This window comes from Bovifimicola ammoniilytica, from assembly GCF_025567085.1.
In the GTDB taxonomy this organism is placed as follows: Bacteria; Bacillota; Clostridia; order Lachnospirales; family Lachnospiraceae; genus Bovifimicola; species Bovifimicola ammoniilytica.
On the sequence record NZ_JAOQJN010000006.1, the window covers coordinates 176,418 to 203,084 of the forward strand.

General features: G+C 40.3%; 21 protein-coding genes. All 21 read left to right on the forward strand.

Annotated elements, in window-relative coordinates:
* Positions 1–34: 34 nt before the first annotated feature.
* The 21 genes from OCV48_RS09575 to OCV48_RS09675 all read left to right on the forward strand — a co-directional run bounded on the left by OCV48_RS09575 (position 35) and on the right by OCV48_RS09675 (position 26,612).
* Positions 35–514: a hypothetical protein gene (locus OCV48_RS09575; protein ID WP_015513346.1), complete on the forward strand. Its 480-nt coding sequence runs from the start codon at positions 35–37 to the stop codon at positions 512–514.
* Position 515: 1 nt separating this feature from the next.
* Entirely contained in the window at positions 516–1,334 is an 819-nt protein-coding gene (locus tag OCV48_RS09580) for a metal-dependent transcriptional regulator (RefSeq protein ID WP_055247019.1), read from the forward strand.
* Positions 1,335–1,353: 19 nt separating this feature from the next.
* A complete protein-coding gene (locus OCV48_RS09585) occupies positions 1,354–2,190 on the forward strand; it encodes a hypothetical protein (RefSeq protein WP_147591792.1) in 837 nt (278 codons plus the stop codon).
* Between the two features lie 343 nt (positions 2,191–2,533).
* Positions 2,534–3,007 carry a hypothetical protein gene (locus tag OCV48_RS09590; protein ID WP_015513349.1) on the forward strand — a complete coding sequence of 158 codons (474 nt, stop codon included), beginning with the start codon at positions 2,534–2,536 and terminating at the stop codon, positions 3,005–3,007.
* Positions 3,008–3,084: 77 nt separating this feature from the next.
* Positions 3,085–8,754 (forward strand): NEAT domain-containing protein, encoded by a 5,670-nt coding sequence (locus tag OCV48_RS09595; RefSeq protein ID WP_147591793.1) that lies wholly within the window; start codon positions 3,085–3,087, stop codon positions 8,752–8,754.
* 80 nt (positions 8,755–8,834) lie between these two features.
* Positions 8,835–9,836, forward strand: a complete 1,002-nt coding sequence (locus tag OCV48_RS09600; protein ID WP_055159318.1) for a heme-binding Shp domain-containing protein — start codon at positions 8,835–8,837, stop codon at positions 9,834–9,836.
* Positions 9,826–11,001 (forward strand): heme ABC transporter substrate-binding protein IsdE, encoded by a 1,176-nt coding sequence (isdE, locus tag OCV48_RS09605; protein ID WP_055247030.1) that lies wholly within the window; start codon positions 9,826–9,828, stop codon positions 10,999–11,001. Before OCV48_RS09600 ends, isdE begins: the two co-directional genes overlap by 11 nt.
* A 137-nt stretch (positions 11,002–11,138) precedes the next feature.
* Positions 11,139–12,089 carry a FecCD family ABC transporter permease gene (locus OCV48_RS09610; RefSeq protein ID WP_449495042.1) on the forward strand — a complete coding sequence of 317 codons (951 nt, stop codon included), beginning with the start codon at positions 11,139–11,141 and terminating at the stop codon, positions 12,087–12,089.
* Complete coding sequence (locus OCV48_RS09615) at positions 12,079–12,933, forward strand: ABC transporter ATP-binding protein (protein WP_229092161.1); 855 nt, start codon at positions 12,079–12,081, stop codon at positions 12,931–12,933. Before OCV48_RS09610 ends, OCV48_RS09615 begins: the two co-directional genes overlap by 11 nt.
* A gap of 68 nt (positions 12,934–13,001) precedes the next feature.
* Positions 13,002–13,412, forward strand: a complete 411-nt coding sequence (locus OCV48_RS09620) for a YbaN family protein (RefSeq protein ID WP_015513353.1) — start codon at positions 13,002–13,004, stop codon at positions 13,410–13,412.
* Positions 13,413–13,416: 4 nt separating this feature from the next.
* On the forward strand, positions 13,417–13,767 hold the full coding sequence (locus OCV48_RS09625) for a nitrous oxide-stimulated promoter family protein (protein WP_015513354.1): 351 nt from the start codon (positions 13,417–13,419) through the stop codon (positions 13,765–13,767).
* 7 nt (positions 13,768–13,774) lie between these two features.
* On the forward strand, positions 13,775–15,514 hold the full coding sequence (locus OCV48_RS09630) for an ABC transporter ATP-binding protein/permease (RefSeq protein WP_015513355.1): 1,740 nt from the start codon (positions 13,775–13,777) through the stop codon (positions 15,512–15,514).
* Positions 15,514–17,256 carry an amino acid ABC transporter ATP-binding/permease protein gene (locus OCV48_RS09635; protein ID WP_147591794.1) on the forward strand — a complete coding sequence of 581 codons (1,743 nt, stop codon included), beginning with the start codon at positions 15,514–15,516 and terminating at the stop codon, positions 17,254–17,256. Before OCV48_RS09630 ends, OCV48_RS09635 begins: the two co-directional genes overlap by 1 nt.
* Positions 17,257–17,304: 48 nt before the next feature.
* Complete coding sequence (locus OCV48_RS09640; RefSeq protein WP_015513357.1) at positions 17,305–17,712, forward strand: metal-dependent transcriptional regulator; 408 nt, start codon at positions 17,305–17,307, stop codon at positions 17,710–17,712.
* Positions 17,713–17,793: 81 nt separating this feature from the next.
* Complete coding sequence (locus tag OCV48_RS09645; RefSeq protein WP_015513358.1) at positions 17,794–18,492, forward strand: winged helix-turn-helix domain-containing protein; 699 nt, start codon at positions 17,794–17,796, stop codon at positions 18,490–18,492.
* Positions 18,493–18,806: 314 nt separating this feature from the next.
* Entirely contained in the window at positions 18,807–19,241 is a 435-nt protein-coding gene (locus OCV48_RS09650; protein ID WP_015513359.1) for a helix-turn-helix transcriptional regulator, read from the forward strand.
* A 517-nt stretch (positions 19,242–19,758) separates the two neighbouring features.
* A complete protein-coding gene (locus OCV48_RS09655) occupies positions 19,759–21,726 on the forward strand; it encodes an ATP-dependent DNA helicase (RefSeq protein ID WP_015513360.1) in 1,968 nt (655 codons plus the stop codon).
* Between the two features lie 155 nt (positions 21,727–21,881).
* Entirely contained in the window at positions 21,882–23,006 is a 1,125-nt protein-coding gene (locus OCV48_RS09660; protein WP_006426957.1) for a tyrosine-type recombinase/integrase, read from the forward strand.
* A gap of 28 nt (positions 23,007–23,034) precedes the next feature.
* On the forward strand, positions 23,035–24,765 hold the full coding sequence (locus OCV48_RS09665) for a tyrosine-type recombinase/integrase (RefSeq protein WP_007886448.1): 1,731 nt from the start codon (positions 23,035–23,037) through the stop codon (positions 24,763–24,765).
* A complete protein-coding gene (locus OCV48_RS09670) occupies positions 24,755–26,254 on the forward strand; it encodes a tyrosine-type recombinase/integrase (protein ID WP_006426955.1) in 1,500 nt (499 codons plus the stop codon). Before OCV48_RS09665 ends, OCV48_RS09670 begins: the two co-directional genes overlap by 11 nt.
* Positions 26,229–26,612 carry a DUF6262 family protein gene (locus tag OCV48_RS09675; protein ID WP_015513361.1) on the forward strand — a complete coding sequence of 128 codons (384 nt, stop codon included), beginning with the start codon at positions 26,229–26,231 and terminating at the stop codon, positions 26,610–26,612. Before OCV48_RS09670 ends, OCV48_RS09675 begins: the two co-directional genes overlap by 26 nt.
* Positions 26,613–26,667: the final 55 nt, after the last annotated feature.

Sequence of the window (26,667 nt, forward strand, 5' to 3'; positions counted from 1 at the left end):
TAATCGGGAAATAAGAAACAGAGGAAAAAAAGTAATGGAAACAAAGAAAGTGGCAAAAGAATACCTGCAAAAAGATATTCTGCGGACGATTTTTCAGATGTGGTATTCCTTTTACACCACAGAGATTGGAAAAGAGAGAAAAGCGGCTATCGAAGATATGCGGTTTAAACGGGATGGCTGGCTGTACATAGAGCCTTGGGAGATTTGGTTGGAACTAACGGAGCATCCGGAAAATGAGGATGATAGAATAATCTGGTATCAGAACATGCATGGAATCTGGAAGAAGGCAGAAGTAAATGATCAAATCATCAAAATCCCTGCCACAGCATTTCACATAGAGTACGAACAGCAGTGGTTGGGTGAAATACACTTCACCTGTAATCTGGGGGTGTCGCAGAGAAAAAGAAAGGCTCCAAGAAAAAAACGATATGCTTACTGGATGGAAGGCTTTTGCAGAAAATACCGGATATCGTGTAGCGGACAAATATATAAAAAAGACAGGTGGGAAAGGTAAAATGGTAAAGAAGATTGAAAACAGAAATATTGATGTGACAAAAGCCAGAGGCGAACTGGAAGAAGATCTTCTGGAATATGTCTACCGGACATGGAGGCAGGGCAGACAGATCACATCGAAAGAGTATGCCAGAGAAGTGAACATAACCGGATATGAAGCGGCAGGCCTGGTGCGGAGTCTGGTGAAAAAAGGATTTTTGTGTGAGCCGGAAAACGGACATCTGGAACTGAGCGATAAGGGAAAACTGGAAGGTATGGAGTGCCTTGCACGCCATGAGAAACTGACACAGTTCTTTCAGATGGTAAGTGGAATGGATCAGCAGAGGGCGCAGGAAGATGCCTGTAGAGTGGAACATTATATCAGTCCGGAAGGGTTAAAAGGAATTGAAAACTTTCTGCAGTACGGTGACGTATACGACAGAGTTTATGACGATATGGACTTGTATACCTTTTATGAGGATGGTGAGTTCCCGATGGCATTCGGACTGTATGAACCGGAACGACGCAATCCAAGGTTCCTTGCACCAGAGTACGGGAAACTGGAACACTCTGTCATATTAAGAGTGAAAAAGTCACAGAACTGTTTCCTGCTCAAGACAAAAAAAGACGAATCCATCGGCTATGTATGGTACAGAAGAGATGATGAATGGATACAGGCGAAAGAAGAAAAAGGTGTTTATCAGTTACCGACAGACATCTGTACTTATACTGCGAATACAGGAATCCCGATTACAGAAGCAGTGGCAATCATTGCGATTACACGCTTTGAACAGAAGCCATTGCCAATCGATTATCGGGAATTGAATATTCATGTATGGTGACGAAGAGAGGAACAGGAAAATGGAAAAAGGTGAACATCTAAAGAGACAGAACAGACCTACGATGCTACAACTGCAATATTTACAAGGTCTGTCAAAAGTAGAAAAGAAACGTGGAGCTCAGGGAAGTATCGCAGAATATTATGGCGTGAACCGATCAACGGTGAACCGTTATTTTAAGAACTGCATAGAAAGAGGAATTCTGACAGAATCACTGGAATTTACTCCTGTGGGAGAAGAATGGCTGGAAAGATATACCAAGCTGCATGAGAATCTTGAAAAATATCTGGAAGAAATCGGTGCAAAACCGGAAGAAATCGAGGAATCACTGGATGTTATGGTGGAGAATATCGACATCCACATGCTGGAACTGATGATTAACGCCTATACAGAGAAAAAATCAGTATACAAGAAAAAAGAGAATGAACTGGATCAGGAGATACAGCACAATCTGCAGAAATGTGAAAGGCATCCGGTAGTGTTCCGACTTTACCGGATGAATAAAAAGCAGGGGCAGGGAAGAGACTCTATGGCGATGAGAGGATTTGAAGAAATAGCCGAAATCGTTCAGGAGAATGGAGAAAGCTATCTGGAATTAAAGCTGAAAGAGATGGCAGCACACTCCAGAGTGAGTGGTGAAATGATGGCTGGAAAACTGAAAACATTGAAGTATGAGCATAATGAAGTCCTTGAAGAAGCAAGAATAGAGAATAATATAGTGAAAATCCCGATGGAAGCGTGCAGAATCCACCGATGGACGGGGATTGGCACGATGGGAATTGTACCAGTTACCGTTACCTGCAGCGTAGGACCAATGCACATGCCGGAAAGCACTGCACTGTTATATTTCTGGGTATAAATAAGAAGTGAGAAAAATTCTCATTTACGCATATCATGTAACAAAATAAGAAAAAATTTCAATAAAGTGTCGCTGTTGATAAAACACTATCAATAACGGCACTTTTACGTCTATTGTTGTCTGAATAGCAACAAAATCAAAGGAAATAACGGCTCGTTTGTTGCAATTCAGGCAACAAACTTGTAAAAAATGGTGTTGACATTGGATGGCAAATTATGGTATCTTTTGGACAAGGAGTTAGACGTGGGTAACCGGAATAATTCTCATGGAACTCTAAGTATCATAACTAATAAATTATTAGCAAAAAAGCTAATGCCAAAAAACGAAAAGGAGGATTACAGTTATGAGAAAGATCAAGAAATTAGTTGCTACACTGTTAGCAGCAACAATGGTAATGGCAATGGGAGTTACAGCGTTTGCTGCAGATTCATTAGCAGATGGTAAGTACACAGCAAAGCAGAATCTTTATAAGAACTCAGCTTGTACAACAACATCTATGGGAGATGCTGCACTCAATGATATGCGTGCAGAAATTACGATTGCAGATGATGAGGCAACACTTGTTGTTCATACTCATGAGATTACATATTTAGGTCTGACTGGACATTTAGGAAAAATGGTAGTTAATGGAAAAACAGTTACTCCGAAACAGACTACAACTAATGGCGTAACAGATTACTACTTCACATTCACAGGTTTAGATGCATCTACAATTTATGAAGGCTGTGTAATTACTGGTAAATTCACAACATACGTTGGAAGTATGCCGATGAACGCAACAGGATATTTGAAACTTACAGACATCACAGCAAAATAAAATAAGTAAATATGTATGTAAAGCAAGCTGCTGTACCCAAAAGTGCAGCAGCTTGTTTTAATTGATACGGAGGAAAAATGAAAAAAATAAAAAAGATATTAGCCTTTGTATTGAGTACAAGTATGTTACTTGGCGGTATGAATATACAAGCGTTTGCTGGTGAACAGAAAGAAACAAATACCGCAAATACAGAGTTAGATAACCAAAATGAATATGTTGTTCCACTGACTTTTTATGGACCTTCTGGAAAACTGCTTACGGAGGAGCCTTATTCGGGTACAGTTCAGGATTACATGGATAATGTTGCACTAGTAAAAAAGAATGATAATGGAACATATCATGTAACCTTACAGATTGAAAATTATGAAAAAATTGATATTTTGCAGTTCTCAAAACCGGGTGTAATTTCAGATGATATAGCACCTTCGAATGCACCTATGGGAACTTTTAATATTCCAGAAAAATATATTGCTAATAATGAGGAAAATCCATCAGAGGCAACGGAATATTTGAAGGAACAAGGACAAATTAATGAAGAGTGGAATGATAAATACATTCAAAATTATTCTGTTGAAAAAGCAACAACGGGTGTGTCGTGGTATTCTTTTGATGTGGATACACTGGAAGGAACGATGTATACTAAAGCTTTCTATAGTTATGGAAGAACAGATGATGACTTGGAAAGCTATATGTACGGAATTGTAAACGGAAAATTTACATTTGATGTAAATAATGCAGTAGTTGCTAAAGAGATTAACGAAGAAAATTATAAAAATATTGGATTGGAGCTTTCTAAAGTTGTAACCAGTGTTGGAGATTCACCGGATTTCACAGGATTTGTAGCAGAAGAAAAAACTGCAAATGATTTGTTTAGTGGTACTTGTGAAGCAAAAATTGAGAATGGAAAAGTTACTGTTACAGCAGAGACAAGTAGCATTGATTCAATAAGAGTACTTGAAGAAATTAAGGATTTAGGCGAGTGTACTTATCCTTCAACTTCTTCATATCGTCAATATATGTATGCGTATTCGAGAGAAGTAAAAAAGAATAAGTATATTTCTGTTTATTCAGACAATATTTTGGAAGATGGAAAATTTTCCATTGAATACGAAAACTTAGAAGAAGCTATTTTTGGAAAACAGGTTGAGATACAAACAGAAGATGGTACCTACTATGGAGAATTGCGAGTAAGAACAACACCGAAAGAAAAACTCGAATTGACAGATGGTGATGTTACACTTGTAACAGATAACTATACAGTTAATAGTAAAGCAAAATTTGGAGCAGAACTTTTACAGGAAACCTCAGATGAAGATAGTGAATATAACAAATATTATTCTTTATTAGCAGGAAACGCTTCAAAAGCATTGATCTATAATTTGTCATTAAAAATGAATGACTCGCAGGTTATTCCATCGAGAGCAGTAGAATTAAGAGTAAAAATTCCGAAAGACTGGGATACGAGCAAAATAGAAGTTCAATGGTATTATCCAGTAAATGAAATGTTTAATCCGATAGAGTATTTTGATTCATCTTCCTATAAAAATGATGATGGAAGTATTCACATGGAGGGCGATGAACTGGTTATAACAGGCACTACTCGTGTTTATAATACAATCGCCATTACACAAAAAGCGGATAAAGTAGATATTTCAGAAATCCAGGACGGAACATATAATGTTAATGTTACTATGTGGCAGCAGGATCAGCCGGATAGATTGTCTATGAGCAATTCTGCGGTTGTAAATGATTCAGCTCGTTTGGTAGTAGAGAATGGAAAGAAACATATCTATTTTGATACACAAGGAATTGTGATTACGGGCAGATATGGTTATACAAATGGAATATTCTGGGCAAATAATGAGCAGACAGAAGAAAACGGACTTCCGATATTAAGTGAATATACACCGCTTGATTATTATAGTTACTACCTAAATGATTCGGGAAGCACAGATATGGATTCCTATGCGGAAGAATATGACTTATATTATCCGAAGAGCGTAGGTTTTGAATTTCCAGAATCAGCAGACAGAGATGATGGGGTATATTTGAACTTCTTTGTTCCTATCATGGATGAACTTCAGCATAAAGTTCCTGGATCTGGTGAAGGATGCAGAACTGCATTTATGACTTTATCTGGTTTAACACCTGTGGCAGAAATTAACGAGCCAACCCACGATAAATCTGTTTTAGTTGTAGCAGTTGATAAAGCATCTAAATATACAGCCGACAATTATACAGAGGAATCTTACAAAGTATTATCTGACGCAGTAGCAAAAGCTCAGAAGGTAATCGACGGAACAACTTCTGCAAACGATTCTGAAATCGTAGCATTAGATAAAGAAATTTCTGATGCAATCAGCGGATTAAAAGAGGCAACTGGACTTGACAAATACAATAAAGTCCTGAAAAATGCCAAAGCATTAAATGAAGCAGATTATACAGCAGAAAGCTGGGCAGACCTTCAGGCAGTGATTACTGCTCAGGAAGGAAAGGTAACAGAAGAAAATGCAGATCAGGCATCCGCAGACCTTCAGTCAGCAGTAGATGCACTTGTACCGATGTCAACAGCCGTTTCCATGGAAAAAGGTGTTTACGAAGTACAGGCAACACTTACCAATCAGGATGGAACAGCAAGTGATTTGAATGCAGGATTAAAATCTGCTCGTTTATATACAGATAAAGACGGCAATGTAACTGCTTATCTGTACGTGGACGGAATTACCGGTATGCAGTATCGCAAGGGTGCCGGATATGCGGATGCAGATACAGACGCAGGCAGACTTGTAGTGAAACTTCCTGCAAATGTAGAAAACCATAAAGTAAAAGTAACAACAGAAAGCGGAGAAGCAGAACTCCTGTTAAATCTTGATTTAAAATCTGCAGTAAAACAGGAAATTAAAAAATCCGATCTGGAATCAAAACTGAATGATGCAAAAGTATTAAAAGAGAAGAATTACACAAGTGATTCATTTGCAGTATTGACAAATGCCATTGCTACAGCAGAGAGTGTTCTGGCAGACAAAGTGGCATTCCAGTCAGAAATCACAGCAGCGGAAGTTACTCTGGACACAGCAACAGCAGGTCTTGTAATGAAAGAAGACGTAAAAGCAAGAGCAGAACTGGATCAGGCAGTTTCCGATGCGAAAAATAATTATGCAGAAGCAAATTATACAAAAGACAGTTATGAGAATCTGAAGGCTGCAATCAAGGAAGCTGAAGAAGTATTAGCAAAATCTGATGCGACAGTAGATGAAATGAATGAACAGGTTGACAAGCTGGATAAAGCAGTGAAAGCACTTGTTCGTCTGGATGATGCAGTAGATAAGTCAGAATTAAATGGCTATATCGAAAATGCACTGACCAAGACAAATGACGGCACTTATACAGACAACAGTTGGAACAGTTTCCAGGCAGCAATCAAATCTGCTCAGAAAGTATCCGCTGATGTCAATGCAACAAAACCAGAAGTAGAAAAGCAGACAAAACTGCTGACCTCTTCTTATGAAGCACTTGTTGTTAAAAACAAACAGAGTGATCTCTTTGAAAAATATCCGCAGATTTTTGAAGGTACATATTCCGTACCGATCAAACTGCTCAACGCAACATCCGATGAAGATTCTATGGGAAATGCTTCCATGATTCAGAACGGAATTGTAAGAGTTACGGGTAAAGGTGAAGTAACACTGGAGATGAACTTCCAGTCCATGAAATTTGCCGGAATGACAGGTTATCTGTACAAACTGAAAAAAGTAGATATGGATACGGTTGAATACAACAAATATAATTATCCGGTAAAATATGAAGCTTCCGATGCAACAATTCTGGAAGAGTACACAGATGTTTACGATTTATTTAATGACAAGAACTCTGAGTATTACGACAAGAATACAGAAGGAAACTGGTATCCAAAAAAATTATCAATCCCGATTGAACTGAACGACAACCTGTTCTATGTAGAGGTTTATGTTCCGGTTATGGAAAGCATCGGTGAAGGACAGGGTACAAAGGTTGCCAGAGTTTCTATCGACTGGGCAAACATCAAACAGGAGACAGGAGTAGAAAGAGACAACAGTGTAATCGAAGCACTTCTGAATCAGGTATCCGGTATGCAGCAGGGTGATGTTGCTGACGAATACTGGAACGCTTTAAATGCGGCTTACATGACAGCTCAGGATGTTTACAATGATATGAATTCTACACAGAAAGAAATTGATCTGCAGGTGACAGCTTTACAGGCAGCCGTAGATGCAGTAGAAACTCAGATCGTAGACAAGACAGAACTGAATGCTTTGATTGAAAAAGCAACAGCAGAAGCAAATCGTACCGATGTTGTTTATACTTCTGCAACATTAGAAGCATTAAAGACAGCAATCACAAATGCACAGGCAGTAGCAGCAAAAGAAGATGCTACCAAGGCAGAAGTTCAGGCACAGGTTACAGCACTTCAGACAGCACTTGACAGTTTAAGAGTTGTTGATAAGACAAACTTAAATGCCCTGATTGAAAAAGCAAAAGCTGAGGCAGTAAAAACAGATGTTTATGAAAGCAGCAGTTTGACGGTCCTGAATACAGCAATTACACTGGCTGAGAATGTTGCAGCAAATCCAAAAGCAACAGAGGCAGAAGTTGCAGCAGCAGAGAAATCTCTGACAACTGCATTAAACGGACTGGTAGAAAAAGCAGTTGTAGATAAGAGCAAACTGGAAAGCAAGATTGCAGAAGCAAAGACATATTTAAGCCAGACAGACATTTATACAGAAAGTTCTCTTGCAACATTACAGAGTGCAGTAGGTCGTGCTCAGAATGTAATGGATAATGATTCTGCATCACAGAAACTGGTAGATGATCAGGTGACAAAACTGACAGAAGCAATCCAGCAGTTAGCAAAGAAGAGTGATGGAAAACTGGATATCAAGAACCTTGCTGATGGGGTTTACTCTATCTATGGAACAATGGTGAAAGTAGACAAGAATACTTATTCTATGTCAAATGAAGCAATCAACCATACAATTAAACTGACAGTGAAGAATGGTAAATACTATATCACTCTGAACTTCAACGGACTGACCGTAGGACAAAAACTTGGATATTTAAGCCAGCTGAAATACTTCACAACAGGTTATAGTGTTGATCCTCAGTATGGTAATCCGCAGGGATCACTTGCAGATGTTACCGTAGATAGTTATCAGAAGAATGCAGATGGAACGTTAGTATCTGATTCTTATGGAACAAACTATCCAGATGTCGTTACATTCGAATTGATTCCGGAAGCTCTGAATGATGGATATGTTCCGTTACAGGTATTCGTTCCGATTATGGACGCAATCAGCTCTGGTACAGGAACACAGCCAGTATACCTGAAACTGGATTGGAGCTCATTAAAAGCAACAACATCCGATGATCCAGACTTTGATAAGAACGACAACAATAATAGTAATTCCAACGGAAATAACAACAGTAATTCTTCTATTGGAAACAGCTCACTTGGAAATAATACCCTTGGAAGCAGTTCTCTTGGAAGCAGCAAACTTGGTTCTTCCTCACTTGGAAGTGGTTCTTCAAGTCTGAAGAGTGGAACATCCAGCCTTGGATCAGGTTCCAGCCTGAAATCAGCATCCAACGTTAAGACTGGTGATGTTGTACAGAACAATACCCTGTGGGCAGCTATCCTTCTTCTCGGAGGAGTCGCTTTACTGGCAGGAATCATGGAGTACAACAGAAAGAAAAAAGCAAACATAAAATAATTAAGTAGAGATTTGGCAGACGACCCTCCCATTCCTTCGGGACTGGGAGTCTGCCAAACTCATTTAACAGGAGATAAGGAATGAAATTAGCAGCGAAAAAAAATAAAATATTGTCTGCCATTATGACTTGTGTGCTTGCCATTACTTTAATGGCAGGCTTTCCTGCTGTTAAGGCTTATGCCGCAAGCGGGACAGTGTATAGCTGTACAATTAACAGATGTTACGCACACCCGGTTACCGGAGTAATCGAAGATTCCGGTGGAGAGAGTTCTTATGCAACAGGACAGGGCATGGTAGAAGGTTGTGTATACAGCAATGGTATCTTGGAAGTATCAGACGATGGAGCTTATTATCTGACCATCCGCATGAGTCTGATGGACTACACCAGTGGACATAGTTTTCAGGTACAGAATGTAGGAGATTCCGGCTGGTCTACACCATCAGAAATCGGTATTACAGGAAATGGTTCAGACAGCAACGGTACAACAGCCGATGTGTGTATGCGTGTGCCAAGCGAAAACTGTGTAGTCAGAGGTTCCATGTATGTAGAACCGATGGGAAGAGATGTTATTTTCTATCTGTATCCGAGCAACTACAGTGAAGGAAACAATACAGACATGAACGCAACTATGGTAACAGAAAGTTCTGATGGAACAGCAGTAGAATCCAGTGGTTCTGGTTCAGTAGATAATTCAGGTTCTACTTCCAGTGGAAGTTTAAGTTCTGGAAGTTCTTCTCTTCAGAGTTCCGGCTCATCCGATAAAAGCAGTTCTTCCAGCAGCTCATCAAAGAAACTGGAGAGCAGTATTACAGAAGCTGCAAAACCGAGCAGTGATTCTTCTTCACTGGATACAGAAAATCCAGTAAATTCTTCAGAAGGATTAAGTCTTTCTACTGCGAAAGATGGAACAAGTGACAGCGATTCCGATAGCGGAAATACTTCTTCCGGCAACCGGATTTTTCAGATTGCATTGGCAGTTGTAGTAACAGGTCTGATTCTGCTTGGAGCAGTATCCGGAGTGATTTATTTCTTCCGTAAGAACTGGAAACGTTGGGGAGGTGCAGAGGACGATGATGAATAGGCGTTTGAAAAAAGCATCGGCTGTTCTCCTTGCAATGACCATGATTTTTTCTCTGGCAGGTTGTGTAGACCAGAGTCAGGGAAAGAAAAGCAGTGATTCTGCTACGCAGACAGAGAGCAGTACAGATGAGACAGCCAGCAGTAAGACGGCAGATAAAAAGACTTCTGACAGCAAATCGGACAAGGATTCTTCCAATGAAGATGCCAAGTCTCTCTTAGAGATTAATGATCCGGAAGAAAAGGCAGCCGTAGAAGCAGCCAAGAAAAAAGTACAGGCTATGAAAGAAAGCCCAAGAATTATAGCGACTTCTCCGGCAACCGCAGATATCTGTGACAAGCTGGAACTGGATTTGGTAGGTGTTTGCAGTAGCACCGTATCCACAATTCCAGACAGATACAAAGATGTAGATACAGTCGGAACAGCCATGAGTCCGGATATGGAGATTGTATCCTCACTTAATCCAGACTGGATTTTAAGTCCGGTGTCATTGCAGAGTGATCTGCAGCCGAAATATGAAGCAATCGATACAGACTGGGCGTTTTTGAATCTTAGAAGTGTGCCGGGTATGTACCGTTCCATTCAGGAACTGGGTGAGATTTTCGACAGAGAAGATCAGGCACAGAAACTGGTGGACGAGTTTACAGAATTCTATGATGATTATAAGAAAAAGAATGAAGGAAAAGACCATCCGAAGGTAATGATCCTGATGGGACTTCCGGGGTCTTATATTATCGCAACACCGAATTCCTATGTAGGAAGTCTGGTGGAACTGGCAGGCGGAGAGAATGTATACTCTGACACCGATCAGGAATTTTTGACCGTAAATACTGAAGACATGAAAACCAAAGAGCCGGATATTATCTTACGTGCCGCACATGCACTGCCGGATCAGGTGGTAGAAATGTTCAATAAAGATTTTGCGGAGAATGACATCTGGCAGCATTTCGATGCTGTGAAGAACGGCAGAGTTTATGATCTGACTTATGAATATTTCGGTATGAGTGCTACGTTTAAGTATCCACAGGCACTGGAAGAATTACAGCCAATCCTTTATCCGGAAAGTGATGAAGATTCAGCAAAAGCAAAAGAAACCAGTGATAATGCACAGAAGAAAGCAAAGGATTCTGACGCAACTGAAAAATACAACGAACAGCAGAGCAAGTAGAAAGGAGAGGACAGATGAAAGAGACAGAATTAAAAAATACTTCTGAGACTTCCGAAAGGGAAGTCCAGAACCTCTCCGGTCAGGATAAAGCAAGAAAGCATCGGAAAACAGCAAAAGCAGCCATTTCCTTTATTGTAATGATCGTATTGCTGGTTGCATTATTTTTTGCGGCAGTGAATATCGGAAGCCTGAAAGTCAGCTTCCCGGAACTACTGAAAGGATTATTTGTAAAGTACAATGAAGACGTGGCAACAATCTATGACTTACGATTCCCACGAATTGTAATCTCCATGTTAGCCGGAGCTGCGATAGCGGTATCGGGTGTGTTATTTCAGGCGGTATTAAAAAATCCACTTGCCGATCCGGGAATCATCGGTATTTCCAGTGGAGCAAGTTTTGCGGCGGTACTCATTACCGCATTTGCACCGACTTTATTTTTCTTCACTCCATTATTTGCATTTCTTGGTGGTGTGATTGCATTTGTCTTAGTTTACAGCCTGTCATGGAAAGGGGGATTAAGTCCCTTAAGAATTATCCTTGTCGGTGTGGCAGTCGATGCAATGTTCACCGGATTATCCAGTGCGCTGAATTCAATGAATGGCGGAAACATGTCTGGCGTGGCAGCCATCGTCAATGGTAATATCACAATGAAAACTTGGGATGATGTGAAAACCTTAGTACCGTATGTAATTATCGGACTGGTTCTGGCACTGATTATGACGAAGATGTGTAATCTGTTAGCACTGGAAGATAAGACAGCACGAAGCCTTGGAATCAATGTCAATGCAATGCGTATCGTGATTTCACTGATAGCAGTATTGCTTGCAAGTATTTCCACAGCAGTAGCCGGAGTGATTAGTTTCTTAGGACTGATTGTTCCGCATATCGGAAGAATTTTAGTAGGAAGCGACCACAAGGCATTAGTTCCATTTAGTGCTTTGTTCGGAGCGTTTACGTTCCTGCTGGCAGATACCATCGGAAGAACGATAGCTGCTCCGTATGAGGTATCCGCATCCATCATTATGAGTGTGGTCGGAGGCCCATTCTTCATCATTCTGTTAAGGAGGTCTAAGAAGTATGCGAAGTAAAGAAAAGAATATGGATTTGACTTCTACAGAGAATGAAGCAGCAAAGAAAGTGAAAAAAGCGGATAAGTGGGCAGACAAGCCTGCGATGGAAGTTAGAGATCTGCACTTTTCCTATGGAAAAAATAAAGTCTTAAAGGGCGTATCCCTGAAGATTGAAGAAGGTAAAATCACAACGATTATGGGAGCAAACGGATGTGGAAAATCTACATTGTTTTCCCTGATGACGAAAAACTTATATCCGAGAAAAGGAAATATTTTCCTCAAAGGAAAGAATATCCAGAACCTGAATTTAAAAGAATTTGCCAGAAAGGTTGCGATTGTTCAGCAGTATAACAGTGCATCAGACGATATCACCGTTGAGAATCTGGTGGCATTCGGAAGAACCCCACATAAGAAAATGATGCAGGGAGACAGTGCCGAAGATGAGCGTATGATTCAGTGGGCATTGGAAGTAACCAATCTGACAGAATATCGTGACAGAGAAGTGTCAAGACTTTCCGGTGGACAGCGTCAGCGTGTATGGATTGCAATGGCACTTTGTCAGGGAACAAAGACGCTGTTCCTCGATGAGCCGACTACCTATTTGGATATCCGGTATCAGATTGAGATCCTGCAACTGGTGAAAAAACTCAATCAGGAATTTGGAATAACCATCATCATGGTACTGCACGACATCAATCAGGCAATCGCATATTCAGATAATGTCATCGGCATGAAAGATGGAAAAGTGCTGGTGGAAGGTGATCCGGAAGAAGTGATTACGGAAGAGAGCATCCGGGAACTGTATGGCATTGAGCTTGGTGTGACAAGGGTTGATGGACGGAAGTTTGTGCTGGCGGTGTAAGAAGAAAATAGTAGTAGAACGACAAGAAATAAAGGGGAGGAAAACTCCCACAGGAGAACAGAAAGAAGATGAAAAATCCTTTAAAAGTAGTATGGATCGTGCTTGGATTTCTTTGCCTGGGACTTGGTACGATAGGAATTGTACTTCCTATCCTGCCAACCGTTCCGTTTTATATGGCAACACTGTTTTGCTTTGCAAAGAGTTCTAAGAAACTGCACGACTGGTTCGTAGGAACGAATCTTTATAAGAAACATCTGGACAGTTTTGTTCAGAAAAGAGCCATGACAATAGGAACAAAATGCAAGATTATCGGAATGGTAACGGTAGTCATGGCAATCGGCTTTATCTGCATGAAGAATGTACCAATCGGAAGAATCTGTATCGCAGTGGTTTGGGTATGCCACCTGTTATACTTCTTCCTTCGAGTGAAAACTTTAAAAGTGAGAGAAGAATTACCGGAAGGTGCAGAAGTGGAATAATATGATGGATAAAGTAGAAAAGAAACGACAGAAGGAACAGCATGTCGTGGAAGAGATGATCCGGCTGTATTGCCGGAAAAAACATCCGAAAGAAGACAGGCAGGCAGGGCAGATTTGTCCTGTCTGTCAGGAACTTTTGGATTATGCAAGACTTCGAAGTGAAAAGTGTCCTTTTATGAAAGAAAAGACATTTTGCGCAAACTGTAAAGTGCATTGCTATAAGCCAGAGGTGAGAGAACAGATCAGGCAGGTTATGCGTTTTTCAGGACCAAGGATGTTATTATACCATCCAGTTCTTGCAGTATGGCATCTGGTATGCAGTAAAAAAGAATCGAAGAAAGAAACAAAAGGGTAAGATTTTTATGATTAAAACAAGACTGGTGGGGCTGTTGTCCCACGCAAAAAAGTATATCGTGTATACGATTTTGTGGCAGTGGGCAGCCCTCCTGTCGCAAGTGTTGGCAGTCTTTTCTATCGCAGATTTACTGGAACGGGTAGTGTACCGGGCAGTAACCGTACCGATCATTGAGCGGACAATACTGATTTTAGTTCTGGTTGTGGTGATTCGATTTATCTGTGAACGGATGGGAGCAAGGTCTTCCTATCTGGCGTGTGTGGATGTAAAGCGGATTCTGCGTGAAAAGATTTATGAGAAAATGTTAAAGTTGGGAGCTTCCTACAGTGAGCAGGTATCCTCTTCGGAGGTCGTACAGGTGTCAACTGAGGGTGTGGAGCAGTTGGAAACATACTTTGGAAAATATCTTCCACAATTATTTTACAGCCTGATTGCACCACTGACATTATTTATCATTCTTTGCAGAGTGAGCCTGAAAGCGAGTGTGATCCTGCTGATCTGTGTACCACTGATCCCGATTTCTATCGTGGTGGTACAGAAAGTGGCGAAGAGATTATTAAATAACTATTGGAGCATCTATACTGGACTGGGAGATTCGTTCCTTGAAAATTTACAGGGACTTACCACACTGAAGATTTATCAGGCAGACCAGCAGAAAGCAGATGAGATAGATGTGGAATCCCAGAATTTCCGTAAGATTACGATGAAGGTGCTGACCATGCAGCTCAATTCCACAAGCATGATGGATATTGTTGCCTATGGTGGAGCTGCGATCGGTATGGCAGTCGCGGTGTCCGAATTCTTAAAAGGAAATATCAGTGTAGCAGGAACGTTATGTATTGTTCTGCTTGCCAGCGAGTTTTTCCTGCCACTCAGACTGCTTGGTTCATTCTTCCATATCGCAATGAATGGTATGGCAGCGAGTGATAAGATTTTCAAGATTTTAGATCTGCCGGAACCACAGGCTGGAGAAAAAACACTGCCGGAGGTCGCGTTAGATGTTACATTAAAAGATGTGCACTTTTCTTATGAAGAGGACAGAGAGATTTTAAAAGGAATCAACTTAAATCTTCCGGCAGGAAGTTTTGTATCACTGGTTGGTGAATCCGGATGTGGTAAGAGTACGATTGCCGGAATCCTTGCAGCAAAGAACCGGGGATATAACGGAGAAATTACCATCGGTGGCGTACCGCTTAATGAAGTGAATGAAACCAATCTGATGCAGAGGGTTGTTCTGGTTCGCCATAACAGCTACCTGTTCAAAGGTACAGTAGAAGAAAATCTGAAGATGGCAAAACCGGACGCAACGAAAGAAGAGATGGAAGCTGTCCTTCAGAAAGTGAATCTCTTAGGGTTCTTACAGACACAGGATGGCTTGCAGACACAGTTGCTGGAAAAAGCAAGTAACCTGTCCGGCGGTCAGTGTCAGAGACTGGTGATTGCCAGAGCGTTGCTTCGGACAGACAGTGCGGTTTATATTTTTGATGAAGCCGCATCCAATATCGATGTAGAAAGTGAAGAACTGATCATGAATGTGATTCACGAACTGGCAAAGACAAAGACGGTGCTTCTGATCTCTCACAGACTGGCAAATGTTGTGAAGTCTGACAAGATTTATTTCTTAAAAGACGGAGAAATCAAAGAAAGCGGAAAGCATGACGAACTGATGAGCCGGAATGGTGCGTACAGACATCTGTATGAAAGCCAGATGGCATTGGAAAACTATGGAAAAGGAGGAGTGGCATAATGAGTGAAAATACGAATACAACAAAACGCAGAAGTGCCCTCCAGATCATGGAAAGTCTGATTGGTCTGGTAAAACCCCTGCTCCATATCATGCTGGCAGCAATCATCCTTGGAACATTGGGTTATTTATGTGCAATCTTCCTGACGATACTGGCAGGACAGGTCATCGTGCATGGTCTTCTGACAGGAGTAGCCGGAATGATTGTTCCGGTGGACAATATGTGGCTGGTATTTACTCCAGTAAAAACGATTATCACAGTCATGATCGTAATTGCAGTGCTTCGTGGAATCCTGCATTATGTGGAACAGTATTGTAATCATTTTATCGCATTTAAGCTGTTGGCAATCATCCGCCATAAAGTGTTTGCAGCACTGAGAAAACTCTGCCCGGCAAAACTGGAAGGACGGGACAAGGGAAATCTGATCTCGATTATTACAACCGATATCGAATTACTGGAAGTGTTCTATGCACATACCATTTCCCCGATTGCGATTGCAACACTGACCTCAATTATTATGGTGATTTTTATCGGAAGATATCACTGGTTAGCAGGCGTGCTTGCACTGGCAGCTTATCTGATTGTCGGAGTAGCCATCCCGATGTGGAATGGAAAACGTGGCAGCCAGAAGGGAATGGAATTTCGGACAAACTTCGGAGAACTGAACAGCTTTGTTCTGGACTCTTTACGAGGATTGGACGAGACCATCCAGTACGGACAGGGTGAAAAGAGAAAAGAGCAGATGTCTGAGCGTTCCAAAAATCTTGCAGGAATGCAGGAGTCATTAAGCAAAATGGAAGGCTCACAGCGTTCATTTACGAACATGGTTATCCTGCTTGCATCCTTTGGAATGCTGGCACTGACAATCTGGCTGTACGACAAAGGTGCGATGGGATTCGAGGGAATCTTAACCTGTACCATCGCAATGATGGGTTCTTTCGGACCGGTAGTAGCATTATCAAGCCTTTCCAACAACCTGAACCAGACATTGGCAAGTGGTGAACGTGTTCTCTCCCTTCTGGAAGAGACGCCGCTTGTGGAAGAAATTCCGGGGGATGTGGAAACTTCCGGTGTAGAGAGCATGGAATATGAATTTAAAGGAGCAGAGGCAGAGAACGTAACATTTGCTTATGGTGAAGAAGTTATTTTAGATAACTATTCACTGAAATTACAGCCGGGTAAAATCACAGGGATTCATGGTGCGAGCGGTTCCGGAAAATCTACACTCTTAAAACTGTTGATGCGGTTCTGGGATGTGCAGGATGGAAGTGTATCGGTAGACGGTACAGATGTCCGCAAGATTCCAACCAAGCATTTAAGAGATATGGAAAGTTATGTTACGCAGGAAACACACCTGTTCCATGATTCCATTGCAAACAACATTGCCATCGCAAAGCCGGGAGCATCCAGAGAAGAGATTATGGAAGCCGCAAAGAAAGCATCTATCCATGATTTCATTATGACACTTCCGAAAGGATATGATACAGAAGTCGGAGAACTGGGTGATACGCTGTCCGGTGGTGAAAAACAGAGAATCGGAATTGCAAGAGCATTTCTCCATGAATGCCCCCTCATTCTACTCGATGAGCCTACATCGAACCTCGACTCTTTAAATGAGGGAATTATCTTAAAATCATTGAAAGAATCGGCCAAGAAGAAAACAGTTGTCTTGGTATCCCACAGAGTATCCACAATGAATGTGGCAGATGTGGTATATGAAATGGAGAATGGCAGAATTTCTTAACAGCAGGAATGCAGAAGAAATACTTTCCAAAAGGGGATAAAGTAGTATATGAAAATTGGAGAATCCAAAGAAGATTATCTGGAAGCGGCGTATGTATTGAAACGTCAGAAAGGATATGTTCGTAATTCTATGCTTAGTGATTATCTGAACTATTCCAAAGCGAGTGTTTCAGTTGCAGTACGTGGACTGCTGGCAGATGGATATGTAATAAAAGACCGATATGGCAGCATTGAACTGACAGAAGAAGGAAGAAAGATTGCAAAAAAAATCTATGCAAGGCATGTGCTTTTAGAAGAATTTTTACGACGAATAGGAGTATCTTCGGAAACTGCAAATCATGATGCGTGTCGGATGGAACATACAATCAGCGAAGAATCTTATAAAAAGATTCAAGAATTGGTACGGAAGATGAAGGAAGAGAATACGTTAAACGAAGAAATGAAATTAACGAATTAAATCAAAAACAGGAAAGGCGGTGGAGAGATTTCACTGTCTTTTCTGCTTTAAAAATGAAGTAACATAAGAAAAGGGATACAAATGAAAAAAGTATTGATTGCTGCGGATGAGGTAGATAAGTGGAGTCAACTTTGTGAAGGGTTAAAAAATGAGTGGGAATGTACGACCGTTAATCTGGATGTGTTTGAAAAATTCCATACCATAGCGGTCTATGACGCAGTATTGATGCTTGTGAGAAATGATAACGGAAAGCTGGGCAGGCTGATTTGGGAAGTCCGGCAGTACAGCAGGGCTCCGATTATTGTAGTGATACCGGGGATTCAGGCGGTAAAAAAGTATATCGAATGGGGTGCAGACCTAGTATTTCCACATCCTTCGGTCAGCTTGATCAACACGTACCTGTATGCATTACTCAGACGTTCCGATATCACATGGAACACTGGAAGAAAAAGAGAAAAGCAGGAGATCATAAGGAAAGGAAAACTTCTAATTGACTGCCGTTATCATACTGTTTACTGGGGGAAGCATGAGCTTGCAACCCTAAATGAGCGAGAAAAGGCATTCCTGTATCTGTTGGCAGATGCCTCCAGACAGGTAGTTACCCATGAGATTATCTTTGAACAGTTATGGAAAGAACCATATGGAGATGACTCTGCCAACATGATCTGGTGTTTTGTACGCAGACTCCGCAAAAAAATGGAAAAGACAGAACCGGAGGCTGCAAAGATAATTCAGAGTATACGAAAGGTGGGATATTATTTAGATATAGACAGACATTGAGCAAAATGTAGAAAAATGTCGAATTATGCGAAAAGTGACTGGCAGATGACTGTTACATTACACAGTTCTGACAGTCTTTTTCTATATACTTCTTTTTGTGGTGTTTTAGTAAGGCATGACAAGGAGAAGAGTTATATTTGCATCAATGGAAGTCCTTAAAAAAACAAAAGAGTAAGGGAAAAAGAAGTGCTGTAATCGAAGAGGTTGCAGCATTTTTTTATTCGACATTTTTCGAACATTATAACGTACATATCCGGTCACCGCCATGCTCCGATTTGATTTCTATACCAAAAATCAGATCGGAGGAAAGCTAAATGGCTTATAACAAGACAAGTGAAGAACGAAAGTGGAATTATTGGAAAGAACAGGAAGAAAAGAAACTGCGTGAACTGGGAATGGAAGAAGAGAAGATCCAAAAGTTGCGCCAGATGGACAGGGAAGATTTTCTGGAAGAGCGCAGATTCCGGGAACATCTGGATGAAATGATGCAGGATATGGATTCCATAAAACAAAGGGACAGAGGACGGTTTGCACAGGATATCCGAGAACTTTTAGACAACATTGGAGACCGACGGATCTATGAATTATTAAAGGGCACAGAACATCAGACATTAGAGATACTTTTGCTTAGTACATGGGGATATTCAGGAAGAGAGATTGCCAAAATTATGGGAATGGCAGAACAGACCGTTTATACCAAAAGAAACCGTTTAAGAAAAAAATTAAATAATTTGTCGAAAATTGAATAATAACAGCATTTTTCATCGGCTATTTAATAGGCAGGTAAATTTTGCCAGTGTACTTTGACAATCCTATACCAGCATTACAGGTACGTTCCCGTAAGTAGAAGCGTGTTAGGAAGGCGCGAGGACAAATGAAAATGACAGGAAAGAATATAAAAAATTCTTTGCTGGTGTTTTTGTTTCGAGCGAATTACCTTTAACTGAAACAGGACCGTGGCGGTCTTTTGCGAGGATCACTTACGAGGGGATAATGATACATAGGAACTGCCAGTGAGCAGAGGATGGACTTTGGGTTGTAATCAGCAAGACCTTTAGAAAATCCATGAGTGGTGCAATGCCAAGCATCCGCCTGTAATGTTCCCGTAAGGCAATGGGGGAGTCGAGGACAAATACAACGCCAAAAAACAAAAGTATAAGAAATCAAGGAAGAATGTGTCGTTGATATCAGATACATGCGGCTGTAGGGAGAAATCCTTTACAGCCGTATTGATGTGGTATCAGCACGCATATTAGGTAACAAATTATGTATTACACAAAAGAATATTTAAAAAGAGCGCATCGTGAAATTGATACAATCTTTCGTGTGCTGTTTCCAGAACATGGAATGGCAGTAAGGGAAGAACAGATTATGTTATGCCACGAAATGCTGGATAACCTGCTGGGAAGAAACATAGCACTGTGTGATGCGGGTGTCGGTATCGGCAAGACGTATGCCTATCTGGTGGCCTGTGTTCTGATGAGAAAATATTCTCTCCTTGCAGAAGGATGTTCCCCTTATGAGCAGCGTCCGATCGTGATATCTACTTCCAGCATTACACTCCAGAAAGCAATTCTTACAGAATATATCCCTTTTCTCTCCCGGATTCTTCAGGAGAACGGGACGATTCAGGCCCCTATTAAAGCTGTGATACGAAAAGGGAAAGAGCATTTTGTCTGCGATGAGAGGTTGGAGCAACGAATCGTTGCAATCGAAGAAAAAAACAAAAATGCGTTGCAGAAAGAAGCTCTGCTGTCGTTGAAAGAACATTATGATATGGACGAAGTGTCCAACTTAAGTGGGTTTGACAGAAGGATGGTGAGTGTACCGAAGTTCTGTTCGGGAGACTGCCCGAAAAGAGGCTCATGCAGGTATCAGCAGTATCTGGAGCGTTCCAGAGATCATGAAATGTTCATTCAGATCTGTAATCACAATTATCTGCTGGCTGATGGTTATCACAGGCTGCAGGATTACCGCCCGTTATTAAAAGACTACCGGGCATTGATTGTCGATGAAGCACATAAGCTGCCGGATGCGGCAAAGCAGATGTTCGGGAAGAGCCTCTGTTATGACGATATCCGGGAAATCTGCTTTTATCTTGGGAAAGAGTACCAAGGCCCGGAGATAAGAAAACTGTCTGGGACGATCCGTATGGTGCTGGACATCATAGGAGAAAACCACAGAACCAGATATGGGATAAAAGAAGAATTCCACATGACAGAAGAGTGTGCAATGTATTTATGTGAGGGGATACAGACCATGAATAAGATCATAGAAAAATTAGAAAAGAAGATTCCGAAGTGGATCAGAAACAAGCTGGAAGAAACCAGAAGTGTGTTGGAATACTTTTTCCATCAGGATAAGAAGTATGTACTGCATCTGAAGCAGGACCATGATCACAGGATTATATTGTGTGCATCCAGCAGGCGGATTCCACAGTATCTGGACCAGATGTTATGGAGCAGAGGAATGGGAGCGATTCTTACAAGCGGAACTTTAAAAACCGGACAGGGATTTTCCCACATTCGGAAAATGACAGGATTACAGAGAGTGCGGAGAGTCCGGGAATATGTGGCAGACTCCCCGTTTGAATATCAGAAGAACTGTCTTTTATATCTGCCTAAGAATTTGAAAAAATCCAGAAGAGGAAGTCAGGAAGAGGCGGAGATGATAGCAGGCCATATCCATTCACTGATCTGTTCGACTTACGGGCATACGCTGGTGCTGTTCACATCTTATCATTTGATGGGAAACGTTTACCAGATGTTAAGGGATGAAATTCCGTTCCCGATGATAGAGGTGTGGAGACATTCACCGGAAGAGATCACAAGATTTAAACAGATGGACAATGCTGTCCTTTTTGCAGCCGGCTCCTGTTGGGAAGGAGTAGACTTCCCTGGAGATATGGTATCTTCGCTGATTATAGTAAAACTGCCCTTTGCTGTTCCTGATCCCATCAGCGAAGCACAGAAGAAGGAATATGCCAGCCTGAAAGATTATATTCAGGCAGTGATTGTTCCAGACATGCAGAAAAAACTAAGACAGGGATTCGGACGGGCACTCCGCACCGAGACAGATACTTGTGTCGTGTCCATTTTAGACGAGCGTGCAGGAGAAGGCGGCAGGTATCATGAGGAAGTGATGTGTGCGCTTCCAAGCTGCAAGATGGCAAAAGACATCAAGGATATCCAGCACTTTATCCGAAACCGGAAAGGCGTGGAATACTACCTGTAACCGTTCGTGGTTCTGCTACAGAAATAGCAGATTTAGCACGAAAAGTTTGGTCGTATTTCAAGGGCGTTTTCGGTGGGATTGTTGGTATTGATGAATAGCTATTTCGGCATGAAGTGGGTATACTGTGTATAGCGTTAGAGGAAAGGAGGCAGCTTATGATATACAAGGTGGAAACGATAAAAGATGGAACAGAAAAATATTTTTTCATCAGAAATCTGGAAACAATGAGTATTGAAGAACTGCCAAGTAAATATCTAATGCATAAGATTAAATGTAAACGTTCACCAAATACAGTGAAACGCACAGCATTTTCAATCTGCTATTATATGAAATATATGGCAGAGAAAGAAATGGAACTCACAGAAGTCTATCAGTTAGATTATGAAAAACAGACAGAACACTTTGTGGAATTTTTATACTGGCTTAAAGCCGGAAACCATACAGAGCAAACGGCTGGAGAAAAGAAGTGTCCGAATGAAGGAACCTGCAACGCATACTTAAAAGATGTGTTCAGGTTCTATTTATTTATAGAGGCAGAATATGAACAGTACGGAAGTCTCAAAACCTTATCGTATAACCAGATTATAGCGGTTAATCAGGTGGGAGTAAAAAAGGTACTGCGGAATCATTCTTTTAAAGCCTATCTGAAGGAAGAGGAACATCGTGGGAGAACAGCAAAAGAAAATCAGATTATTACAATTTTACAGGCCTGTACGAACCGAAGAGATCAGCTTCTGTTACTTATGTTAGCAGAAACCGGATACAGAATTGGGGAACTACTGGGAGTAAAATATGTCAAAGATATTGATTATAGGAATCACATGATAAGGGTATGCTTCCGGGAAGATAATGAAAATGAAGCGAGAGCCAAAAATGCGGAATACAGAAGTGCCAAGATAAGTAATGATACGTTTGAATTTCTCATGGATTATCTGGCAAAATATCGGAAAATCCTGCAACATCAGGATTACCTGTTTGTGAATATCATGGGTGAGAACATTGGAAAGCCATTAAGAGTGGACAGTGTATATGATATGTTGGACCGAATGGAAAAGAAAACCGGAGTTAAAATCACACCCCACATGTTACGTCACTATTTTGCAAATATGCGAAAGCAGGCAGGATGGGAACTGGAAATGATCAGTCAGGCATTGGGGCATAAACATTTGGATACGACTATAAAGTATCTGGACTGGCTGGATGATGAACTGATAGAAGCAAGTAATGAGTTTTATGCACAACACACTGCTATTTATGGGGCGGAACGTCTGCTGGAGTAGGGAGGTGTGAGAAATACCTATATATTTATTGCAACAGGCAGAACACATAACAGAATCTGAAGTAGATATTGAGAAGAAAAAGCAGGAACTATATTCAGAAATTGATGCACTTGGAATAAAAAGCGATTCAAGAATTAACAAATTGAAAAAGTTCTTGGCAGATAGAAAAATCTGGCATCTGGAAGAAATGGATTATCCTTTGCGAAATTCGTATGAACAATATTTAAGAGGACAGATACGATCACAAATTGTATCTTTCTATTTGAAAATATATGATACGGTAAAACAACAACATATCTATCAACAAATGCAGACGCTAAATGGAAAGCGGATATATGAATGGAAATATCAAAATAAAATTTATTTTCTGAAGTATTATCCGGAAAAGGAAATAGCTGAGACCTTTGAAACTTCTTATAAAACAAACCTATTGGTGTGGGATTTTACACAAAATTGTTCAGAAGTTTTAAAGAAACAAATTTTTTATACGTTGAGTCGTATCATTGCCAATACTTCAATGTCTAAGGCTTATAGAAATGTCAGGTTAAAATCCTTAAAACTTCTTTATGATTCTTGTGTTCAGTTAAATATTACGGATATTGGATTGCTGGAAATGGAACAAGTGGAAACTATTTTAAAGAATTTTCCCGAAACGAGTCAACGAAGTATTTTAGGTGAATGCAGAAGAGATGCGTTTATGCAGCAGGAACAGATCCAATGGGAAGCAAATGTATGGTATCTGGAACGATTACATCTTGGAAAACATCGGATAGACGAAAGTAAATCCTTAATTAGCATTTCTTTTATGGAAGTCAAGGAAATACAGAATCGAGAAATTTTACAGGCATACATGAAATATGAACTGGGAATTACTGGACAGGCAGTCAGCACGATTGTACGAAGATTTGTATGTATTAGAAATTTTATTGAACTGCTGGAACAAGAAAAGATACTGGCGATTCATGCAACTGTCGCAGAAGTAAAAAAGTATGCAGACGGCTTGCGAGAACGGGGAATACAGGCAAAGGGATTTAATGAAAGAATTTTCGGTATCGGTCATTTTTATAAATTCATGGAAGTTAAACAGTATATTACAAGAATGCCATTCCGAATTGAATATTTCCAACAAAAAGAAGTAATAGTACATCATGATCGTAGCGTTGAGGAAACAGTATATATGGAAATTTTGAAAAAATTATATCTTTTTCCAGAGCGATTACGATGTATGTTCCTACATCTGTGGTGTCTAGGATTACGGGCGAGTGAAGTGTGTACATTGAAAGGAAATGCTTATTATCAGCAGGGCGAGGATTATTGGATTCAGGTGTATCAGGTCAAAATGAAGAATTATAAAAGGATTCCAATCCCACAGGCACTTTATCAGATTATGAAAGTATACTTGAAAAAACATGAAATTCAGCCTGAAGAATTCATTTTTAAAAACAGCAGAGGTGGTGCTTGTCTATATGGTACATTCCGAACTCAGATGATAGAAGCGTGCCGGGAAAATAAGATTGCAAATGGAGAATATTTATTTCAATCACACGATTATCGACATACAGTAGCAACTATGTTTTATGACAGTCATGTATCACTGCAAAGTATCAGGGATTATCTTGGACATACTTATGAAGAGATGACAAGACAGTATATTGATTATATGCCGCAAAGGATTGCAAAAGCAAATGATGAGTTCTTTGAAATGCAAGGAAGTAGTTTAGCATCATGGCTAAAGAAAGAGGAAAAAGATGGAAAATGATATTATATACTTCAGCGATTTCCCCAATTTACAAGAAACAGGGACACGTAAGGATAATGGAAAATTTGATTTAACGTTGCTTCCAACGCAAGAATTAAAGGAAGAGTTTCGAGGTTATATTATGTATCGCTGCAAAAACGGAACGTTTAGAGCATTGATTCAGGATCGAACAGCTTATAATCATATTGCAAAGTTTTTGAACAGCAGAATAAATCGGAGAATCAAAAGCCTTGGAGATAGAAATCCAGAAAAATGGATATCACTTTTAAAAGGCTGGATGTTAGAACAGGGAATAACTATTGTAAAAGAAAAGAAGAGTGTGTATGGTACAGTAAGCTATGGCGAAGCAGTGACGATATTATATTTCAGAAACGTACTGAAATTTTTAGGGCCAGAAGATTTACGGGATGAGATAGAAAAAGATGTTTGGGAACTAAAAAATCTGGATATTAAAATCAGATCCAATCCAATTTATAATGTAAAAACACTGGATTTCAGAAAAATATATCAGCCAGATATCAGGGAAGAATGTAAGAAAGCTGTTTATATGAATCTGCAGTATGAAGCAATAGGAACTGTACAGGGAGAATTGACAATAATGAGGATATTCTCAGAATATCTCCAAAAAGAGTATTCCAAAATAAAAAGCTGCAGTGAAATAGACAGAGAAGTGTTGGAAGAATTTTTGATACATCTGTCAACAAAAGATACTTCCCATAGTGCGAATAGTTCTTATGTAATTTCATTAAGACGACAGTTAGAGACAATCGGAAAAATTTACAGCTATGAAAGATTGGAGCATTTATTTATTAATACGGATATTCCACCGGAAGTAAATGCAGAATTTAGAGTGTATTCTGATGATGAAATGAAACGACTGAATGCGGAAATTACACAGATGGATGTACAGATTGCAAGATGTCTTCTGATACATCAGATGCTTGGAACTAGGATATCAGATACCCTTACACTGAGACCAGATTGTCTGACGAGAGAAAATGGCCAAGATATGATTGAAATATATCAAGTTAAAACTAAAAGATATAAAAAACCGATCAGTAAAGAACTTGCAAAACTGTTACAGAGTTCTATTGAATATACACAGGAAAAGTTCGGTGATACAGAATACATATTTGTTAATGAAAAAGAACCTGACCGCCCGATGCAGTATATGGCTATAAAAACAAAAGTCATGTCCATGATACAGGAAAAGCAGTTGAAAGATGATCATGGCGAATTATTCGGGTTTGGAACGCACATGTTCCGGCACTACTATGGCGTCAAACTTACAGAAATGCATCTGGATGACTGGACGATAGCGAGACTATTGGGGCATAAAAGACTGAATAATGTACAGCATTACCGGAAAATGAGCAATCAAAGAATGGCAGACGAAACCAGAGAAGTAAGACAGAGGATGAGTGACATCATATATATGAGTCTGGCAAGATGGGGTGAAGAATATGAGCAAATACGACAAGATGATTGAGGAAAATCAGAGAAAAAGTAAAGAGAAAATTGAACTGGCATTGCAAGCAATACAAGATATGCTGGCAAATAAAGAACGTATCAGCGTTCCAAAGCTGATGAAGAAAACTGGATTGTCGAGAGGATTCTTTTATAAAAATCCAACCGTCCGGGATACATTGAACCAAGCAGTAGAGCAACAGGCCGGAATGATAGATCCAAGAAGAGAAATTCTGAACATGGCGATGGAAAAACAGATTGAACTGTTGAACCAGAAGGTGGCAGCTCTGAGCAGAGAAAATAAGGAACTGAAGAGAAAGAACGAAAAGTTACAGAAGGCATTACGGAAACAGGATTTGAATTTTATTAAGAACTTATAACATTGAAAATAATAAGATGGAAGAGATGTGTGCAGACACATCTTTTCATCGTTGA

Excerpts from the sequence above, each read along its gene's own strand:
- OCV48_RS09575 (WP_015513346.1), top strand. The coding sequence starts at position 35 with ATGGAAACAAAGAAAGTGGCAAAAGAATACCTGCAAAAAGATATTCTG.
- OCV48_RS09580 (WP_055247019.1), top strand. The coding sequence starts at position 516 with ATGGTAAAGAAGATTGAAAACAGAAATATTGATGTGACAAAAGCCAGA.
- OCV48_RS09585 (WP_147591792.1), top strand. The coding sequence starts at position 1,354 with ATGGAAAAAGGTGAACATCTAAAGAGACAGAACAGACCTACGATGCTA.
- OCV48_RS09590 (WP_015513349.1), top strand. The coding sequence starts at position 2,534 with ATGAGAAAGATCAAGAAATTAGTTGCTACACTGTTAGCAGCAACAATG.
- OCV48_RS09595 (WP_147591793.1), top strand. The coding sequence starts at position 3,085 with ATGAAAAAAATAAAAAAGATATTAGCCTTTGTATTGAGTACAAGTATG.
- OCV48_RS09600 (WP_055159318.1), top strand. The coding sequence starts at position 8,835 with ATGAAATTAGCAGCGAAAAAAAATAAAATATTGTCTGCCATTATGACT.
- isdE (WP_055247030.1), top strand. The coding sequence starts at position 9,826 with ATGATGAATAGGCGTTTGAAAAAAGCATCGGCTGTTCTCCTTGCAATG.
- OCV48_RS09610 (WP_449495042.1), top strand. The coding sequence starts at position 11,139 with ATGATCGTATTGCTGGTTGCATTATTTTTTGCGGCAGTGAATATCGGA.
- OCV48_RS09615 (WP_229092161.1), top strand. The coding sequence starts at position 12,079 with ATGCGAAGTAAAGAAAAGAATATGGATTTGACTTCTACAGAGAATGAA.
- OCV48_RS09620 (WP_015513353.1), top strand. The coding sequence starts at position 13,002 with ATGAAAAATCCTTTAAAAGTAGTATGGATCGTGCTTGGATTTCTTTGC.
- OCV48_RS09625 (WP_015513354.1), top strand. The coding sequence starts at position 13,417 with ATGGATAAAGTAGAAAAGAAACGACAGAAGGAACAGCATGTCGTGGAA.
- OCV48_RS09630 (WP_015513355.1), top strand. The coding sequence starts at position 13,775 with ATGATTAAAACAAGACTGGTGGGGCTGTTGTCCCACGCAAAAAAGTAT.
- OCV48_RS09635 (WP_147591794.1), top strand. The coding sequence starts at position 15,514 with ATGAGTGAAAATACGAATACAACAAAACGCAGAAGTGCCCTCCAGATC.
- OCV48_RS09640 (WP_015513357.1), top strand. The coding sequence starts at position 17,305 with ATGAAAATTGGAGAATCCAAAGAAGATTATCTGGAAGCGGCGTATGTA.
- OCV48_RS09645 (WP_015513358.1), top strand. The coding sequence starts at position 17,794 with ATGAAAAAAGTATTGATTGCTGCGGATGAGGTAGATAAGTGGAGTCAA.
- OCV48_RS09650 (WP_015513359.1), top strand. The coding sequence starts at position 18,807 with ATGGCTTATAACAAGACAAGTGAAGAACGAAAGTGGAATTATTGGAAA.
- OCV48_RS09655 (WP_015513360.1), top strand. The coding sequence starts at position 19,759 with ATGTATTACACAAAAGAATATTTAAAAAGAGCGCATCGTGAAATTGAT.
- OCV48_RS09660 (WP_006426957.1), top strand. The coding sequence starts at position 21,882 with ATGATATACAAGGTGGAAACGATAAAAGATGGAACAGAAAAATATTTT.
- OCV48_RS09670 (WP_006426955.1), top strand. The coding sequence starts at position 24,755 with ATGGAAAATGATATTATATACTTCAGCGATTTCCCCAATTTACAAGAA.
- OCV48_RS09675 (WP_015513361.1), top strand. The coding sequence starts at position 26,229 with ATGAGCAAATACGACAAGATGATTGAGGAAAATCAGAGAAAAAGTAAA.